The following is a 17,642-nucleotide window of genomic DNA, read 5'->3' on the forward strand; positions in this document are numbered from 1 at the left end:
GTTGTTTAGGGATTTTTTACACACATTAGTTTAAGCGTTCTGCGCAATTGACTGGATCGTTAGATTTTAGTGAGAAATATTGAAATGAATAATCAAGTTGAAGCCTTGGTTGAGGCTAGGAAACAAGAAGTTTTCGAAGAAATACACCAAGCGATGGAAAATGTTAAGGTATATAATTTTCCTGTTTTAATTGAAAATAATAGATCTAAACCAGAGTTGATTGGTTCGTGCGTGTTTTTAATTATCGATGACCGAAAATTTTTTGTTACAGCTGGACATGTGGCAAATGAGTGTGCCAATTCTCCAATACTTGTAGGATATAATTCTAAACTTGTTGAGTTTAGCGGTGTTATTATAAAGACTGCAGGAACAAATACAGATAAAATAGATATTGCTATATTGGAGTTAAATGACGATTTTTTTGTAAAAATTAACAATTCCGACTGTGTTACGTTGGAAATGATAGCGCCGAGTGGTACTTGTGCAGAGCAAAAAATATATTCTTTTATTGGTTATCCTGCAACCAAGTCGAAAATCGATTGTAGCAGGAATAATACTGTAAAATCGAAAATGTACATGTATTTTAATACGACATGTGAAGGGTCAGTGTATGAAGATATGTCATTAACCCCTGACACTCATATATTGATTAAATTCGATGCTAAGAAATGCAAAAATGAATCAGGAGAACTAGTTACATTTCCTAAACCTAATGGCTTGAGTGGCGGTGGCGTGTGGTTGCATAAAAAGTTAACACATATCAGAGATGAAACTACTAAATATTTAGCTGGAATAGCTATCGAACATCATGCTGATAAAAAGTGTTTGCTGGGTGTAAGTATTGAAGCTGTTATTGAAGTCTTGAAGCAAGAGTTCAATGTAAGTTCTTTAAGTTGTAGAAAAACCCATTTCAGCATCGATGATTAAAATTTAACAAATTGCTTAAGTTGACTGCTAACGCGTGGCATTTTTAGTTTCAGATAGTTTACTGATTACGGCGCTATGCGGTAAGTTAGTCATTGCGTTAGCAGCAGCTTAGCAAGGCGTTATTGTTATTAGAGAATATCATGATCTGGGAATTATATTATTGGAAGAAAACTCTGACGTATATGATCCATTCATAATCAGGAATAACCGGCTTCATTCTGGCTGCATATTCTGGCAACCAGCAGATTTTTCAGCAAATTCGGAGGGAGTCATCCAGCCCAGTGCAGAATGGGGACGACTCTGGTTATAGTGTATGCGCCAGGCCTCGATTTTTCACCGTGCATCCTCCAGAGGCATGAACCAGTTCTCGTTCAGGCATTCCTGCCGCAAACTGCCGTTGAAGGGCTCGATCGTAGCGTTGTCCGTAGGTGTTCCCGGGCGTGAGAAGTCGATCCTGATCCCTCGTTCATATATCACCTGTCCAGCATTTTCCCTGCAAATTCAGAACCATTATCGGTTTTCAGCAACTTAGGTAAAGGACGTCTGAGCGCTATGCTGTTCAGCATTTCTGCCACTTCTGTTGAACGCAGATCCCCAGGCATTCGTGGGTGTAAAGGTCGATAACCGTCAGCAGGCTCAGTCGTTGCCCGTCAAACAGAGCGTCCGAGACAAAATCCATGCCCAGACGTATTCGGATACAGCTCCTGAGGCTGCGACTGCCGGCGGTGCGCGGATTTATTGCGCCAGCCTTCCCTCCTGAGCATCACGTGTACCCGGCGATATCCATAGTGAATTCGCGTTTCAGTGATCTCACGGATACGCAGGCGCAGTGGGCTGTCATCGGCAGCAAATGAACTATATCTGAACGAACTGCGGCTGAGCCTTAGCGCAAAACAGATTTGTCTTTCGCTGGCACCATATCGGGCCTGTAAATCCCTGACCCATTCACGCAGACGTGCCAGCGTCAGCTCTTTTTTGCCAGCACGTCCTGCAGCATCGCCTTGTCGAGACTCAGATCGGCAACCAGCCTCTTCAGCCGCAGATTTTCCTCTTCCAGCTGCCGCATGTGTTTGAGATCAGAAGGGTAAATTTCGCTGTATTTCTTGCGCCACGTGTAAAACGTGCCATCGGAGACACCCAGTTTGCGGCAGACATTCGGCACGGACGTACCAAGCTCGGCCTGCTTCATGGCAAAGATAATCTGCTCTTCGGTGAATAGTGACTTTTTCATCGGCACCACCTCCGTTCAGGGGAGTGTTTATCATGCCGGAATTCTGTTTCTGAATGGGGCAGGATTTAGGGGCAGGGTCACTAAAACAGTTACTTTTATCTGGTCGATGAGTTGCAATAACATATAACAATAGATGTCGGCCAGTAAGTGCTTGAATGTTATCTAATTGCTTGTAAATAAATAAGAAAATTGAAAAAGTTACGTTTTCTTGTTATAATTTATTAGTAATTTGCTGGGGGATGTTTATATGAAACTCGAAACTCGTATGCGCCAGTCGATACAACACCGTTGTGGCGTTGTACTATGTCGTTCTGATTTGGCTCCATTGGGAAGCAAGACCCAAGTTACACATGCATTGAGTGTGTTAGTGAAAAATGGTGAACTTCTTCGCCTTTCTCAAGGGATTTACGCTAAGGCCAAAAGAGCGGGGAATGATGTAAAAGCGCAGGGTAGTCTTGATGTTATCATTCGTGAAGCAGCCAACAAATTAGGCTTCCAGCTTCTCCAAAAAGACTTGTGCCTCGAGAAAGTAAATGCCTCACAAGGTGAAATTATTGTTGAAGTCGATGCACCAAGAGTTAAGCGCAAGCTTGTCATAAATGGGAAGACTATTTGCTTTCGTAGTTATAGCCGTAAGTCTGCTACTAAAAATACAGCATTCAAATTGGCAAAGACTCCTCCGACTAAGGGAGTTGCTCGTTATGTCGTAGAGCTTGCTCGCTATTACAACGTATCTTATTGCTACAACGCGATGGATCAGTGGGCTGATGCTGTAACTCGCTTAGCTGGTGATGAGATAGTACATGATACCGTCGAAGATCTTCTTGTTGCTCTAAAACGTGCGGGGAAAATCACCAAGCAAGAAGTTGCGAGGTTGTCAGTCAATTACCTGCGGGAACAAAAACAAAGTGTTTGATCCGTTTAATGATTTTGAGCAAGTCGGTTATTTACGTAACCATCATGGTGTAAAAGACCCAGAGATTGTTCGTCAACTTGAACATACAATGTTTCGTGCTGGTTTAGATGAAGCTTTAGTTTACTTAGCGGGAAGAGCGGAGTTGTGTTACGAAGATTTCTTGGAAGTTCATCGGATATTATTCGAAGAATTCTATCCGTGGGCAGGTCAAGATCGTACAATTACCGCTCCTAATTGTGCGGTATCTAAAGCTGGCACGATGTTTTGCCATCCTCATGATGCACGATTAGCGATTGAGCAGGGGCTACGTCTCGGACAGAATGCAGAGTCTATGCGTCAGCGTCCTGGTGAGGTTATGGGCTTTTTTGCATATGGGCATCCATTTCTTGATGGGAACGGACGTACTATGTTAATTGTTCATAATGAGCTTTGTCATCGAGCAGGCTTTTCGATTGATTGGCATAGAACTAATAAAATTGATTACTTAAGAGCCTTAAGCGCTGAAATTGAATCCCCATCAAAAGGGCTTTTGGATAACTACTTATTTCAGTTTATAGGCGGTACTCGAGATCGAAATCTTTGGGGGGAATCTATAAATGGTATTCGTGGTTTAGACGGTCAAGGTATAGAAAATTCCGTAGATGGTGAGTACACGGACATAGCAGTTGCTCAAAAGTATCAATCATTCGAGATGAATAGAGGTCTGTGACAAAGCGTTGGGAGGAATGATTGAGACTCGAACTGACCAGTCTATACCCCAATGAGCTCGATCAGATCCACATGGATATCAGTGAATCCTTTGCCTAGATGAAAGCTGAGCTAAAACGTCAACATGTAGTAAAAAATTTTAGCATGGTATATATAATGGTACAGAGTATGTTCTTATTTCTAACTAACTGTTATATAGACTAATTCACTTCTCGTTTATATTCGAGTGGGAATAATAGCCCTTTCTGTTAGCGGTTTCTGAACCGGTAATATGTAAAAAAACCCTCTTTTTATAGAGGGTTTTTTATTGCGCTCATACCGAAGCGCTGTGAATTAATCAACCAACTGTAGCTGGGGTTGAGATTGGGGGGCTACGTTCTCAACGCGAATATCCATCTGCGGATACGGCAGGGAGATATGGTTGGCGTCCAGGGCTTCTTTAATGTTTTCCAGCAGATCGTAATAGGTATTCCAGTATTCGATGTTGGGTACCCATACGCGGACGTAAAAATTCAATGCTGAAGCGCCCAGTTCTCCCAGACGAACGGTTACCCCACGTTGCTTATCGATGCGGGTATCTTGCTCGATAATATGGTTAATCACGCGCTTAACGTCAGCTATCCGGCTCTGATAGCCGACGCCGATCACCAGGTCGATACGGCGGAAAGGGTGGCGGGAATAGTTAATGATATTGTCAGCGATGATCTTACCGTTTGGAATGACCACTTCTTTGCTGTCGGCGGTGAGCAAGGTGGTGGAGAAAATATGCACCTTTTCCACCGTTCCGGTGACTGCCCCAATTTGTACCACTTCTCCGGCGCGGAATGGACGCAGGGAGACCAATAATACGCCAGCGGCAAAGTTGGAAAGTGATCCTTGTAGCGCGAGTCCAATGGCCAACCCGGCGGCACCAATGACGGCAATAATGGAGGATGTTTCGATACCGACGCGACCCAATGCGGCAACAACGGCAAAGGCGAGGGTAATGTAACGTACCAGCGCGGTGAAGAACTGGATAATGGTTCGGTCAACTTTACGTTTTAACAGTAATTTTTCCAGACCACTGGAGATCAGGCGAGAGACAAATTTACCGACAAACAGTAAAATTACGGCGGCAACGATATTCCAGCCGAATTGAATAACCGCATTGCTGTGTCCAGCGATCCATTCAAGACCGCTGCTTATTTTCGGAAATAATGAAAAACCACTCATGGTATTACCCTGTAGAATTTAAAATGGTAATGATTCAAATAAGCATTTAATTTCATACATAATATTAATGCTTTCACCTGTGATATTTTCTGGTGATATTAATTGACGTCTATTTGAACACAGTGTGTCTTTTTATACCCAGTAAATCGGAACGTAAAAATGAGCGCGAATGGTGCAGTGAAGTGGGATTAAAAGATTGTGAATTTGTGCGAAAAACACGGTCTATTATCGGATAAATCCGTGCGTGTGGTGGGTAAGGCAGCGTATTGTTTCATCACTCAAATCCCTTACCGGATGGTTAAATGTCAGGCGATTAGCCATCCGGTAAGGAATCTTAATGCTGAGATATTACAGGCGCGAGCGATCAGCGCACGTTGGTTTGAGCAGGAGATGCCTGTTGCGGCTGGGTGATCTGCTGAGAGTCTTTTTTGTTCTGGTGGTGGTGCCACGCACCTATAGCGGAGTAGACGAAGCGTCCGAAGAAGAAGAGAAAGCTGATAAGCAGTACGATCCGGATCATGCGACTATTAAATCGGTGTCGTTTGCGTAGGCTGGTAACCTGGCTCACAAAAGGTTCCTTGTAGTGTACCCAACTGAGGGCGATACTCACATTAAGGCATACTGTGAGGCAATGGTCAATTTTTCGTTATGTAAAATTGCTTCAGTTGTTTTATCCTCATATGTTATGAAAATTAATATTATTATTTGCATTAATAATGAATTAACGATAAGAAACGATGAAAATAGTAATAATTGATTAATGAGGGGCTTTTTTTTTGATATATATCAAACGTCACCCTTTACTGATAACTAAAATCGATGAGACATAGTAATGTATTTAACTTCATCGTTTTAGAGTCAGGTGGGATGCCTGTCTGAATACCCCCTGCAGGATGTGCGGGATTCTACTGAGCATCTATGAAACTCAATAAAAATTATATTTGTATGAGAGATAGATGGTGGGCGTTACCTCTCATCATACCATCTTTGCTGTTGCCTATATTGAGCACTGCCAATACCTATGCCCATATTAGTACTGGGACCGTAATTCTTTTCTACATGCCTTTGGCGTTGATGATTAGTCTGATGCTATTTTTTGGCTGGGCGGCATTGCCGGGAATTATCATTTCCATTATCTGCTACAAATATCCGCAGGTTGGGTTATTTGAAACGCTCTCAATAATTTCGCACTTTATTGTAACGATAGTGCTGAGTTGGGGAGGGTATAAAGTATTTGCACCCCGGCGGAACAACGTATCTCACGGTGACTCCCACCTGATGTTTCAGCGCATGTTTTGGCAGGTCTTTTGCCCGGCGACGCTGTTTCTGATCCTCTTCCAGTTTGCCGCGTTTGTGGGCGTTTATGAGAGTAAATCCGGCATGGTGGGGGTTATGCCCTTTAATACTGGCACGTTGATCAACTATCAGGCTATGCTGGTCGGGAATCTGATTGGGGTTCCTTTGTGCTACTTTATTATTCGCACGATCCGCAACCCTTTGCATGTCAGAGGCTATTTTTCTCAATTAAAGCAGCAGTTTGATACCAAAGTTACCAAAACTGAGTTTGCGGTCTGGCTGATTATATTGGCTGTACTTATGGCATTGCTGTGTATGCCGTTAAATGAACAAAGCTCAATATTCAGCACAAATTATACTCTGTCGTTGTTGCTACCTGTCATGCTCTGGGGAGCAATGCGTTACGGTTACAGATTTATTTCGCTGATATGGTCTGTCGTACTTATTACCGCAATTCATTATTACCAGCGCTATATGCCCTGGTATTCTGGCTACGATACCCAGCTTGCCATTACCTCATCGAGTTATCTTGTTTTCTCCTTCATCGTGAACTTCATTGCCGTACTGGCAACGCGCCAACGCTTTGTTACCCGGCGCAACCATCGTCTGGCATTCTTTGATCCGATGGTGCATCTGCCAAATTTGCGCGCATTGAACCGGGATTTGAAAAAAACGCCATGGTCAGTGCTCTGCTTTTTGCGTGTTCCGGGCATGGAGCTACTGGTAAAAAATTACGGCATTATGCTGCGTATCCAGTACAAGCAAAAACTCTCACAGTGGATAACGCCACTGTTGGCACAGGATGAGCATGTCTATCAGTTATCAGGTAATGACTTAGTTTTGCGTTTTAACACTGAGTCGTATCAGGAGCGCATTGAAGCCCTGGACAGGCATATCAAGCAGTTCCGTTTTATTTGGGATGGCATGCTTTTACAGCCGCAGGTGGGGATCAGTTTTTGCTGTGTCCGTTCTCCTGTTAACCATATCTATCTGTTACTGGGAGAGTTAAGCACCATTGCCGAGCTTTCTCTGGCGACCAATTCACCAGAGAACTTGCAGCGCCGAGGCGTCATGCACTTGCAACGTGACCTGAAAGATAAGGTTGCGATGATGAATCGTCTACAGCTGGCGCTGGAGCACAATCGTTTTTTCCTGATGGCGCAGCCGATTTTTGGCGTACGCGGCGACGTTTATCATGAAATCCTGCTGCGCCTTGAGGGAGATGACGGTGAAACCATCCCGCCTGATTGCTTCTTGCCGATTGCGCATGAGTTTGGCTTGTCGTCCAGCATCGATATGTGGGTGATTGAAAATACGCTGAAGTTTATGGCACAGAATCGGGAAAAAATGCCCGCCCGTCGGTTTGCCATTAACTTGTCACCCACGTCGATATGTCGCGCCCGACTTCCGCATGACATCAACCAGCTACTGGTTAAGTACAAGGTTGAAGCGTGGCAGTTGATTTTTGAAGTCACGGAAAGCAACGCCTTAACCAATGCGGAACAGGCACAGGCAACGTTACTGCAACTGCAATCACTGGGCTGTCAGATTGCGATTGATGATTTTGGTACGGGTTACGCCAGCTATGCGCGGCTGAAGAATGTGAGTGCCGATATCCTGAAAATTGATGGCAGCTTTATTCGCAGTATCGTTTCGAATAGCCTCGACTACCAAATCGTGGCCTCTATTTGCCATCTGGCTCGGATGAAAAGAATGCTGGTGGTTGCAGAGTACGTCGAAAGCGAAGAAATACGCAGTGCGGTAATTTCGCTGGGAATTGACTACATGCAGGGGTACTTGATTGGTAAACCACAGCCATTGCATGAAACGCTGGAAGAACAGGCGCCAGACGCGCTGGCACCTGTTCTGAGTTTATGCGGCGATATCGGGTGAGGTTTCTTCTTCAATTTTGAGACGCCAGCCGGTTACGCCCTCCCAGTATTGCTGCTCTTTTTCCAGATCGAGCAGCACCAGCGCATTTTGGCTAAACCAGTCATGCGGGAAACGTAAGGTCCAGTGGTTGTCGTCGGTTATCAGAGTCAGGGTTGGCGGCGTGGTGGTCGCCTGACGCTGATTATTCAGCAGCACGCCCAGGCGTAACAGTTGAATTAACGGCAGAAACTGTTTTTTCTTGAACAGTGTAAAGCGGGGCAAGTCATCCAGTTTCACCGCTTTGCGATGATAACGAACTAATGTTGCCATCATCAGTTGTTGTTCCTGATTAAACCCCGGTAAATCGCTGTTTTGTAAGATATAAGCAGAGTGGCGATGTAAGCCGCTGTGGTTGATGTTCAGCCCAACCTCATGCAGCATCGCTGCCCAGCGCAGTAATGCTTCCAGTTGAGGATTGGCCAGTTTGGGCTGTTGCGTATGCCACTGGTCGTACATTTGCATCGTTGTTTCCAGCACGCGCCGGGCCTGTTCACTGTCAATGTTGTACTGGTTCGCCAGACTACTGGCGGTACGGCTGCGAACGTCCTGGTGGCGAAAACGTCCTTCCATCTCGTACAGTACGCCTTCGCGTAGCGCGCCATCAGAAAGGCGAAGTTCGCGGATAGCCAACGCGTCAAAAACGCCGCACAGAATCGCGAGCCCAGGAACAAATACCGCTTTTCGCTCCTCTGACAGCCCCGGCAGGCTGAGCGCATCAAATGACGCATGCTTCAGCACTTCAGATGTCAGTTTGTCCAGGCGTTCGGGGGTGATAAAACCGTCTTTTTCACCCATCTCCAGCAGCACTTCGTGTGCCGCTTTAATCGTGCCTGACGCGCCCATTGCGACGTTCCAGCCCTGAATGCGAAACTGCCACGTTAAAGTTTCAAGCTTTTGCGCTGCCGCCATGCGGGCTCGCTGGAAGTTTTCCCGGCTGATAACACCGCCCGGGAAATACATCTGGGCAAAACTGACGCAGCCCATACGGCGGCTTTCAACCAGCTTGGGTTCGAAATCTTCGCCGATCACCAGTTCTGTTGAGCCACCGCCGATATCGATAACCAGCTTGCGGCCTTTTTCCGGCTGAGTGTGCTCCACGCCCATAAAAATCAGTCGGGCTTCTTCGTTACCGGAGATAATCTCAATCGGGTAGGGGATGACTTTTTCCGCTCGCTTGAGAAAGTCGGTCGCATTCAGCGCCTGACGCAAAGTATGGGTTCCCACGATGCATACGCTTGACGGGGGAAAGCCCTGCAGGCGTTCGGCGAACAGCGACAGGCAGCTTAATCCGCGTTCCATTGCCTCTTCGCTCAGCTTGTTATCTTCGCCGAGACCATCCGCCAGATGAACGCGCTGTTTCAGCCGCCCGATAATCTGCATTGCGCCATCAACCACGCGGGCAATGACCATATGGAAACTGTTTGAACCAAGGTCGACCGCAGCAAATTCCTGCGGTCGTGGAGTCTTGTCGTGTATTGGCATATCTTTAGTCAGGTTGCTCGAGTGATTTGATGTAGTCGTAAATCGCCAATTGTGACTGAACCTTACGGCGGTTTCCGCGCGGTACGTAGCGATTACTGAGTTCTTTATCGATGAAGCGAGCCTTCACCGTGTCGCTGAACAGGATATCGATAATATCCAGCACGCGCTGCTTAAGGCGCGGGTCAAGAAGCGGTGTAGCAACTTCGATACGATAATCGATGTTTCTTGTCATCCAGTCTGCGGAGGAGAGATACACCTGCTTGTCGCCCCCGTTCTCGAAGATGTAGACCCGGTCATGTTCAAGATAGCGATCAACGATGCTGATAACACGAATATTATCGCTAATGCCTTCCAGGTTTGGAATCAGTGAGCACATTCCGCGAATCAACAAATTGACCGGCACGCCTGAGCTTGAGGCCGCATAGAGACGATCAACCAGACCTTTATCGACCAGGTTGTTCAGTTTTAGCGTGATACCGGAAGGTTGGCCTTGCTGCGCATTGGCGATCTCTTTGTCGATCATCGCGTACAGCAGACGGCGTGAGTTCTGCGGGGATACCAGCAGATAATCGAACGTCACCGGACGATATGGGTTCTCGATGAAGTTAAACACCCGACGAACCTCGTTGGTGATGCGTGAATCAGCGGTAAGCAACGAGTAGTCGGTATACAGACGCGCAGTTTTTTCGTTGAAGTTCCCCGTCCCGATATGCGCATAGCGCACGACTTCATCACCTTCTTTACGCGAGATAAGGAACAGTTTGGCGTGAATTTTCAGGCCCGGTGCGGAGAAGATGACGTGAACGCCCGCTTCGGTCAGGCGCTTGGCCCAATGGATGTTGGCTTCTTCATCGAAGCGGGCCTGCAATTCCACCACAACGGTAACTTTCTTACCGTTGTGCGCGGCATGGATCATTGAATCAATAATGCGCGAATCTTTTGCCACACGGTAGATGTTGATCTTTATTGCCAGCACGCTTGGGTCGAAAGATGCCTGACGCAACAGTTCAAGAACGTGCTCAAAGGTGTGATAGGGGTAATACAGCAGCACGTCGCGTTCACGGACTGCGTCAAAGCCGTTACGAAACTTCTCGTTGTCGAACCAGATATGGCGCAGACGCGGCAGCGGTTTGTTCACCAGGTTAGCTTTGCCAACGTTGGGGAAGTTAATAAAGTCTTTGAAGTTATGGTAACGGCCGCCGGGAACAATCGAGTCGTAGCGAGAAATCGTCAGTTTTTCACGCAGTACTTCGACCAGCGCATTGGGCATGTCGCGCTGATAGACAAAGCGTACAGGTTCTGCGGTCAGACGCTGTTTCAGGCTGGAGGACATCAGCTCCATCAGGCTCGATTCCATCTCGTGCACCAAATCGTATTCGGCGTCACGGGTCATTTTCATCGAATAGGCGTTAAGTGCGTCGTAATCAAAGAACCCTTTGAAAATGTCGTCCAGGCAATAGCGTAAGATGTTGTCCAGCAGGATCATCGGTTTGCGACGACGCGGGGTTTCCGGCGGCAAATTCACAAAACGGGGAACCTTGTCGGAAGGGATTTCCAGCAGCGCGTAGCGGATTGTATCGCCGCGGATAATCTCTACCGCCAGATAGGTGTAGTCATCTTTCAAAAACTGGACTAAATCCGTCTCGCGGTTAATCAGGATCGGCGTGATGTGCTGGCGAAGATATTGCTTGAAGTAATGACGCAACCAGCTCTGCTGATTGACCGATAGCTGGCGTTCGTTGATTAAGAAAATCTGATTGCGCGCCATCTCCAGCAGCAACTCGTTGTACAGACCGTCAAATTCCTGATCGGCTTTTAATACGCGGGCCTGGATTTTGCCTAACAGATGGCGGGAGTGAGAGTTTGAACCCTGTTCTTCGCTAATAATGATTCGGCGCTTCAGTTCGGCAAAACGAACCTTATAAAACTCGTCGAGGTTATTGGAATAGATGCCTAAGAAACGCATCCGTTCGATCAACGGGTTTGACTTATCAGCAGCTTCCTGGAGTACGCGTTCGTTGAACGCTAACCAACTGAGTTCTTTCTCGATGTATAGCTTTTCCTGACCCATTACCACTTTTACTCCGTTTCATTCACGGGACACTACCGATTTATTATGGCGAGCATTGCTCTCAGATGTCCAACTGTGCCAGAAAAATATGACAATAAACCGTCTGATAGCAAAGAGAAAGGGGAGCGTAGATGAATACCGGTGGTATTAACCGGAAAAGGTAGTTATGCCTGTAAGCCGGATGGTGACATGCGGCTTACAGGTTGAATTTTATTATTCGTCGGCGGCGTAGCCTTGTGGCGGTAGGCGGATGCCATCCAGCCATGCAGCGTTATCACGCATCTTCAGGCGACCATCAATAAACCAGCTTACCACCAGTGGGTAAATGGTATGTTCCTGGGCCTGAACCCGTGCCGTGACATCATCTTCGCTGTCGCCTTCAAAGACCGGAACCTTGGCCTGGAGAATAACCGGTCCGCCGTCCAGTTCATCAGTGACGAAGTGGACGGAGGTACCATGCTCTTCATCGCCGTTTTCCAGTACCTGGCGGTGCGTATGCAGGCCGGGATACTTTGGCAATAAAGACGGGTGGATATTCAGCAATCGTTCAGAATAGTGCGCGACAAACGCCGGGCTGAGAATGCGCATATAACCGGCCAGCACCACGACATCCGGCGCCCAGGCGTCAATTTCTTGCATCAGTTGGCGGTCGAATGCTTCGCGACTGGCAAACTGGGCGGCTTCCAGCGAGTACGCTGGAATGTTCGCTTCGCGTGCGCGCTCAAGGCCGAACGCATCGGCCTTGTTACTGAATACTGCACGTATGGTGCCATTGATTTTTTTCTGTTCGCAGGCGTCTATTATCGCCTGCAAATTGCTTCCGTTACCGGAAATGAGCACCACAATGTTTTTCATTCAATGACCACACGCTGTTCGGAATCAGAAGCTTTGATGATACCGATTTTCCATGCGTTTTCACCTTTCTCATTGAGCAAAGCCAGGGCTTTGTCCACTTCCGAAGCTGGCAGGGCGATAACCATACCTACGCCGCAGTTAAAGGTGCGATACATCTCATGCTGGCTGACGTTACCCGCCGTTTGCAGCCAGTTGAAGACGGCTGGCCACTGCCAGGAAGACTCGTCGATCACGACCTGCGTGTTGTCTGGCAGAACGCGTGGAATATTTTCCCAGAAGCCGCCGCCGGTCAGGTGGGCAATGGCGTGCACATCAACCTTCTCGATCAGTTCCAGAATGGATTTTACGTAAATGCGGGTCGGAGCCAGCAAGTGGTCGGCCAGCGACTTGCCTTCAAGCTCGGTGGTTTCCGGGTCACAACCGCTGACTTCAACGATTTTACGCACCAGAGAGTAACCGTTAGAGTGTGGACCGCTGGAGCCGAGCGCAATCAGTACGTCGCCGTCAGCCACTTTAGAACCGTCGATAATCTCTGATTTCTCGACGACGCCAACACAGAAACCTGCCACGTCGTAATCTTCGCCGTGGTACATCCCCGGCATTTCAGCTGTTTCCCCACCGACCAGCGCACAGCCAGACTGCAGGCAGCCTTCGGCAATCCCGTTAATGACGCTGGCTGCGGTGTCCACATCCAGTTTGCCGGTTGCATAGTAGTCGAGGAAGAACAGCGGCTCAGCGCCCTGAACCACGAGGTCGTTGACGCACATTGCGACGAGGTCAATGCCGATAGTGTCGTGGCGTTTCAGATCCATCGCCAGACGCAGTTTTGTACCAACGCCATCAGTGCCGGAAACCAGTACCGGTTCACGATATTTTTGCGGCAATGCGCACAGCGCACCGAAGCCACCCAGACCACCCATAACTTCCGGACGACGCGTTTTCTTTACTACGCCTTTGATTCGATCAACCAGAGCATTACCTGCATCAATATCAACACCGGCATCTTTGTAGCTAAGAGAGGTTTTATCGGTCACTGCCTGCTTCCCCACATGTTTACTTGCAGTAAAAGTTAAATTCGGCGCAATTCTAACAGGGAAAGCAAACGTTTGCGAGCCTGCTCTGCATCAAGTTTTATCTGCTGGTTTTTTCAGCATTTTACAATCATTTATCTATTTGTTTGAACTGCGCCACGAAAATGAAACCGGGTGCAGTCTTGTGCTTGAAACCTGCCAGCCGAATGCACAGTATCGTACTGAAACCGGTTTCTGTTTTCTGTTGCGGGCCTCATTTGGAGCGTTTTGCGCAGAGTCATCACGATAGGGGAAGGGGATGTCAGGATTTAAAGCAGATTTCATGTGGGGTGGCGCTGTCGCCGCTCATCAACTGGAAGGTGGCTGGCAGGAGGGCGGTAAAGGAATTAGCGTTGCCGATGTCATGACGGCGGGAGCGCATGGCGTGGCGCGTGAAATTACTGACGGTGTGATTGCCGGTAAAAACTACCCTAACCACGATGCCATCGATTTTTATCATCGCTATAAAGACGACATCAGGCTGTTTGCCGAAATGGGGTTTAAATGTTTTCGCACTTCTATTGCCTGGACGCGGATTTTCCCTTTAGGTGACGAAGCGCAACCCAATGAAGCTGGCCTGCAGTTCTATGATGATCTGTTCGACGAATGTCTGAGATATGGCATTGAACCGGTGATTACGTTGTCGCACTTCGAGATGCCCTACCATCTGGTGACGGAGTACGGCGGCTGGCGCAACCGTAAGCTTATCGACTTTTTTGTCCGTTTTGCCCGGGTGGTTTTCACTCGTTACCAGCACAAAGTGAAGTACTGGATGACGTTTAATGAGATTAACAATCAGGCAAATTATCACGAAGACTTCGCGCCCTTTACTAACTCTGGCCTGAAATATCTGCCTGGTGAAGACCGCGAGCCGGTCATGTACCAGGCGGCGCACTACGAGCTGGTGGCAAGCGCGCTGGCGGTGAAGCTCGCGCGTGAAATTAACCCGGCGCTGCAAATTGGCTGCATGATTGCGATGTGCCCAATTTATCCGCTGACCTGTGCGCCGAACGACATGATGATGGCGATGAACGCTATGCACCGGCGTTACTGGTTTACTGACGTCCATGTGCGCGGCAAATACCCGCAGCATCTTCTCAATTACTTTACCCGTCGTGGCTTTGAACTGGATATCACCGAGGAAGACCGTCAGGCGCTGACCGAGGGCTGCGTTGATTACATCGGCTTTAGCTATTATATGTCTTTCGCGACCCAGGCAACGGCGGACAACCCACAACTGGATTACGACGAGTCGAAAAGCCTGGTTTCCAACCCGTATGTGCAGAAATCGGACTGGGGCTGGCAGATTGATCCGGTTGGCCTGCGTTATTCACTGAACTGGTTCTGGGATCATTATCAGCTGCCGTTGTTTATTGTAGAAAACGGCTTTGGTGCGATTGACGTGCAGCAGGCCGATGGCTCGGTGGATGATTCCTATCGTATTGACTATATGGCCGCGCATATCCGCGAAATGAAAAAAGCAGTGGTGGAAGATGGCGTGGATCTGATGGGCTATACCCCGTGGGGCTGTATTGATTTAGTCTCGGCCGGGACGGGGGAGATGAAAAAACGCTACGGCTTTATCTATGTTGATAAAAATAATGACGGGAGTGGGACATTAGCACGCTCGCCGAAGAAATCTTTTTCATGGTATCAAAACGTCATCCAGAGTAATGCTGAAAATTTATAAAATTCATAGCATTGATAGCAACCCCCGCACTTATTGTGGGGGTTGTTTTATACTCATCATCCAGACGCAAACGATTTTGGTTGATCCATATCAAGCGTATGCAGTGTTGCGCCAGAGACGAAAAGCGGTATAATCCGGCGATTTTTTTTGTGGTTGCCACTCGTCTGAGGAAAGGAGAAGAGTATGAAGATCGTGGAAGTCAAACACCCACTCGTCAAACACAAGCTGGGACTGATGCGTGAAAACGACATCAGCACTAAACGCTTTCGTGAACTCGCCTCGGAAGTTGGCAGCCTGCTGACTTATGAAGCAACCGCTGGTCTGGAAACCGAAAAGGTGACCATCGAAGGCTGGAACGGCCCGGTTGAAGTTGACCAAATCAAAGGTAAAAAAATTACCGTTGTGCCAATCCTGCGTGCGGGCCTGGGCATGATGGAAGGCGTACTGGAAAACGTTCCGAGCGCGCGTATCAGCGTGGTCGGTATGTACCGTAATGAAGAGACGCTGGAGCCGGTTCCGTACTTCCAGAAGCTGGTTTCTAACATTGATGAGCGTATGGCGCTGATCGTTGACCCGATGCTGGCAACCGGCGGTTCCGTTATCGCTACCATCGACCTGCTGAAAAAAGCAGGCTGCAGCAGCATTAAAGTCCTGGTGCTGGTTGCAGCGCCGGAAGGTATCGCGGCGCTGGAAAAAGCGCACCCGGATGTTGAGCTGTATACTGCCTCCATCGATCAGGGACTGAACGAGCACGGATACATTATTCCGGGGCTCGGCGATGCCGGCGATAAGATTTTTGGTACCAAGTAAACGAATAAGTGAAAAGAAGCCGACTTTAAGAGTCGGCTTTTTTTTGAATAAAACAACCCAATCGCTAATAACAAACAACACTCAGAGGAAAACACTATGACGCGCCGTGCTATCGGGGTGAGTGAAAGACCGCCGCTTTTACAGACAATCCCGCTTAGTTTACAGCACCTGTTCGCCATGTTTGGCGCAACGGTACTGGTGCCAGTCCTGTTTCATATCAACCCAGCTACCGTTCTGCTGTTTAACGGTATTGGTACTTTACTGTATCTCTTTATTTGTAAAGGTAAAATTCCGGCTTACCTCGGTTCAAGCTTTGCGTTCATTTCCCCAGTTCTGCTACTGCTGCCGCTAGGGTATGAAGTGGCGCTGGGCGGTTTCATTATGTGTGGCATCCTGTTCTGCCTGGTTTCGTTCATCGTTAAGAAAGCCGGTACTGGCTGGCTGGATGTAATGTTCCCGCCTGCGGCGATGGGCGCAATCGTTGCCGTTATCGGTCTGGAGCTGGCGGGTGTCGCTGCGGGTATGGCGGGATTGCTGCCTGCGGAAGGACAAGCGCCAGACTCAACAACCATCATCATCTCAATGGTGACGCTGGCGGTGACGGTATTTGGTTCCGTGCTGTTCCGTGGCTTTATGGCGATTATCCCGATTTTGATTGGGGTGCTGGCCGGGTACGCGCTCTCCTTCGTGATGGGGGTCGTGGACACCACGCCGATAGCGCAGGCTCACTGGTTTGCTCTGCCGACGTTCTACACGCCGCGCTTTGAATGGGTCGCTATTCTGACCATTCTGCCTGCGGCGCTGGTGGTTATTGCTGAACACGTCGGCCACCTGGTGGTAACGGCGAATATCGTGAAAAAAGATTTGATTCGCGATCCTGGCCTGCATCGTTCTATGTTTGCTAACGGCCTGTCGACGGTGATCTCCGGCTTCTTCGGTTCTACGCCGAACACCACGTACGGCGAAAACATCGGCGTCATGGCGATTACCCGCGTTTACAGTACCTGGGTTATTGGCGGTGCGGCGATTTTCGCCATTCTGCTCTCCTGCGTGGGTAAACTGGCTGCGGCGATCCAAATCATTCCACTGCCGGTCATGGGCGGTGTATCTCTGCTGTTGTACGGCGTGATTGGCGCTTCCGGTATTCGCGTGCTGATCGAGTCAAAAGTTGACTACAACAAAGCACAGAACCTGATCCTGACCTCGGTCATTTTGATCATTGGCGTCAGCGGCGCGAAAGTTCACATCGGTGCTGCTGAGCTGAAAGGCATGGCGCTGGCGACCATTGTGGGTGTCTGTCTGAGCCTGATTTTCAAAGTTATCAGCCTGCTGCGTCCAGAAGAAGTGGTGCTCGACGCCAAAGATGCCGACACTGAGCAACAGTAAACCTTTGACCGGGCGGCGATGCTGCCCGGTTCTATCGCGACGCATTTCTGTGTTAA

The 17,642-nt window shown here is 48.3% G+C and carries 13 protein-coding genes and 1 pseudogene; 7 read left to right on the plus strand and 7 right to left on the minus strand.

Features of this window, described 5'->3' with window-relative positions; all coding sequences use genetic code 11:
* Nucleotides 1–84: 84 nt before the first annotated feature.
* Nucleotides 85–927, plus strand: coding sequence for a hypothetical protein (locus OGV71_RS01100; protein ID WP_286532433.1), 843 nt, complete (start codon nucleotides 85–87; stop codon nucleotides 925–927).
* Nucleotides 928–1,140: 213 nt separating this feature from the next.
* Here the strand turns inward: OGV71_RS01100 and OGV71_RS01105 are convergent.
* Nucleotides 1,141–2,158 (minus strand): annotated as a pseudogene (locus tag OGV71_RS01105) (integrase core domain-containing protein).
* 247 nt (nucleotides 2,159–2,405) lie between these two features.
* Here OGV71_RS01105 and OGV71_RS01110 point away from each other — a divergent pair.
* Together OGV71_RS01110 and OGV71_RS01115 are read left to right on the plus strand one after the other, a co-directional pair.
* Nucleotides 2,406–3,074, plus strand: a complete 669-nt coding sequence (locus OGV71_RS01110) for a hypothetical protein (RefSeq protein WP_286532435.1) — start codon at nucleotides 2,406–2,408, stop codon at nucleotides 3,072–3,074.
* Nucleotides 3,067–3,783 (plus strand): Fic/DOC family protein, encoded by a 717-nt coding sequence (locus OGV71_RS01115; protein WP_286532437.1) that lies wholly within the window; start codon nucleotides 3,067–3,069, stop codon nucleotides 3,781–3,783. Before OGV71_RS01110 ends, OGV71_RS01115 begins: the two co-directional genes overlap by 8 nt.
* A 332-nt stretch (nucleotides 3,784–4,115) precedes the next feature.
* Here the strand turns inward: OGV71_RS01115 and mscS are convergent, their stop codons facing one another.
* Both mscS and OGV71_RS01125 read right to left on the minus strand, forming a co-directional pair.
* Nucleotides 4,116–4,994 (minus strand): small-conductance mechanosensitive channel MscS, encoded by an 879-nt coding sequence (gene mscS / locus OGV71_RS01120; protein WP_204583372.1) that lies wholly within the window; start codon nucleotides 4,992–4,994, stop codon nucleotides 4,116–4,118.
* Nucleotides 4,995–5,358: 364 nt separating this feature from the next.
* Nucleotides 5,359–5,562, minus strand: a complete 204-nt coding sequence (locus OGV71_RS01125) for a YfgG family protein (RefSeq protein WP_204583373.1) — start codon at nucleotides 5,560–5,562, stop codon at nucleotides 5,359–5,361.
* A gap of 350 nt (nucleotides 5,563–5,912) precedes the next feature.
* Between OGV71_RS01125 and OGV71_RS01130 the strand changes: the two genes are divergently transcribed.
* Nucleotides 5,913–8,183, plus strand: a complete 2,271-nt coding sequence (locus OGV71_RS01130; RefSeq protein ID WP_071697599.1) for a bifunctional diguanylate cyclase/phosphodiesterase — start codon at nucleotides 5,913–5,915, stop codon at nucleotides 8,181–8,183.
* Here OGV71_RS01130 and ppx read toward each other — a convergent pair.
* The 4 genes from ppx to purM all read right to left on the minus strand — a co-directional run bounded on the left by ppx (nucleotide 8,163) and on the right by purM (nucleotide 13,664).
* Complete coding sequence (ppx, locus tag OGV71_RS01135) at nucleotides 8,163–9,704, minus strand: exopolyphosphatase (RefSeq protein ID WP_003037914.1); 1,542 nt, start codon at nucleotides 9,702–9,704, stop codon at nucleotides 8,163–8,165. The two genes, OGV71_RS01130 and ppx, sit on opposite strands and share 21 nt — an antisense overlap.
* A 4-nt stretch (nucleotides 9,705–9,708) precedes the next feature.
* A complete protein-coding gene (ppk1, locus tag OGV71_RS01140; protein WP_003835119.1) occupies nucleotides 9,709–11,775 on the minus strand; it encodes a polyphosphate kinase 1 in 2,067 nt (688 codons plus the stop codon).
* 213 nt (nucleotides 11,776–11,988) lie between these two features.
* Nucleotides 11,989–12,630 carry a phosphoribosylglycinamide formyltransferase gene (purN, locus tag OGV71_RS01145; RefSeq protein WP_071697597.1) on the minus strand — a complete coding sequence of 214 codons (642 nt, stop codon included), beginning with the start codon at nucleotides 12,628–12,630 and terminating at the stop codon, nucleotides 11,989–11,991.
* Complete coding sequence (gene purM / locus OGV71_RS01150) at nucleotides 12,627–13,664, minus strand: phosphoribosylformylglycinamidine cyclo-ligase (RefSeq protein WP_204583374.1); 1,038 nt, start codon at nucleotides 13,662–13,664, stop codon at nucleotides 12,627–12,629. The genes purN and purM overlap by 4 nt, the downstream gene beginning before the upstream one ends.
* Before the next feature lie 295 nt (nucleotides 13,665–13,959).
* Between purM and OGV71_RS01155 the strand changes: the two genes are divergently transcribed.
* From OGV71_RS01155 to uraA, 3 genes are all read left to right on the plus strand, one after another.
* Nucleotides 13,960–15,390: a 6-phospho-beta-glucosidase gene (locus tag OGV71_RS01155; RefSeq protein WP_130714454.1), complete on the plus strand. Its 1,431-nt coding sequence runs from the start codon at nucleotides 13,960–13,962 to the stop codon at nucleotides 15,388–15,390.
* A gap of 183 nt (nucleotides 15,391–15,573) precedes the next feature.
* On the plus strand, nucleotides 15,574–16,200 hold the full coding sequence (upp, locus tag OGV71_RS01160) for a uracil phosphoribosyltransferase (RefSeq protein ID WP_003037929.1): 627 nt from the start codon (nucleotides 15,574–15,576) through the stop codon (nucleotides 16,198–16,200).
* A gap of 96 nt (nucleotides 16,201–16,296) precedes the next feature.
* Complete coding sequence (gene uraA, locus OGV71_RS01165; RefSeq protein WP_003037932.1) at nucleotides 16,297–17,586, plus strand: uracil permease; 1,290 nt, start codon at nucleotides 16,297–16,299, stop codon at nucleotides 17,584–17,586.
* Nucleotides 17,587–17,642 lie beyond the last annotated feature (56 nt).

The organism is Citrobacter sp. Cf088, from assembly GCF_030334295.1.
Taxonomy (GTDB): Bacteria; Pseudomonadota; Gammaproteobacteria; order Enterobacterales; family Enterobacteriaceae; genus Citrobacter; species Citrobacter freundii.

Bases quoted from the DNA above. Each gene is read 5' to 3' on its own strand.
- uraA (WP_003037932.1), top strand. From the start codon at position 16,297: ATGACGCGCCGTGCTATCGGGGTGAGTGAAAGACCGCCGCTTTTACAG.
- OGV71_RS01155 (WP_130714454.1), top strand. From the start codon at position 13,960: ATGTCAGGATTTAAAGCAGATTTCATGTGGGGTGGCGCTGTCGCCGCT.
- ppx (WP_003037914.1), bottom strand. From the start codon at position 9,704: ATGCCAATACACGACAAGACTCCACGACCGCAGGAATTTGCTGCGGTC.
- mscS (WP_204583372.1), bottom strand. From the start codon at position 4,994: ATGAGTGGTTTTTCATTATTTCCGAAAATAAGCAGCGGTCTTGAATGG.
- OGV71_RS01100 (WP_286532433.1), top strand. From the start codon at position 85: ATGAATAATCAAGTTGAAGCCTTGGTTGAGGCTAGGAAACAAGAAGTT.
- OGV71_RS01130 (WP_071697599.1), top strand. From the start codon at position 5,913: ATGAAACTCAATAAAAATTATATTTGTATGAGAGATAGATGGTGGGCG.
- upp (WP_003037929.1), top strand. From the start codon at position 15,574: ATGAAGATCGTGGAAGTCAAACACCCACTCGTCAAACACAAGCTGGGA.
- OGV71_RS01110 (WP_286532435.1), top strand. From the start codon at position 2,406: ATGAAACTCGAAACTCGTATGCGCCAGTCGATACAACACCGTTGTGGC.
- ppk1 (WP_003835119.1), bottom strand. From the start codon at position 11,775: ATGGGTCAGGAAAAGCTATACATCGAGAAAGAACTCAGTTGGTTAGCG.
- purN (WP_071697597.1), bottom strand. From the start codon at position 12,630: ATGAAAAACATTGTGGTGCTCATTTCCGGTAACGGAAGCAATTTGCAG.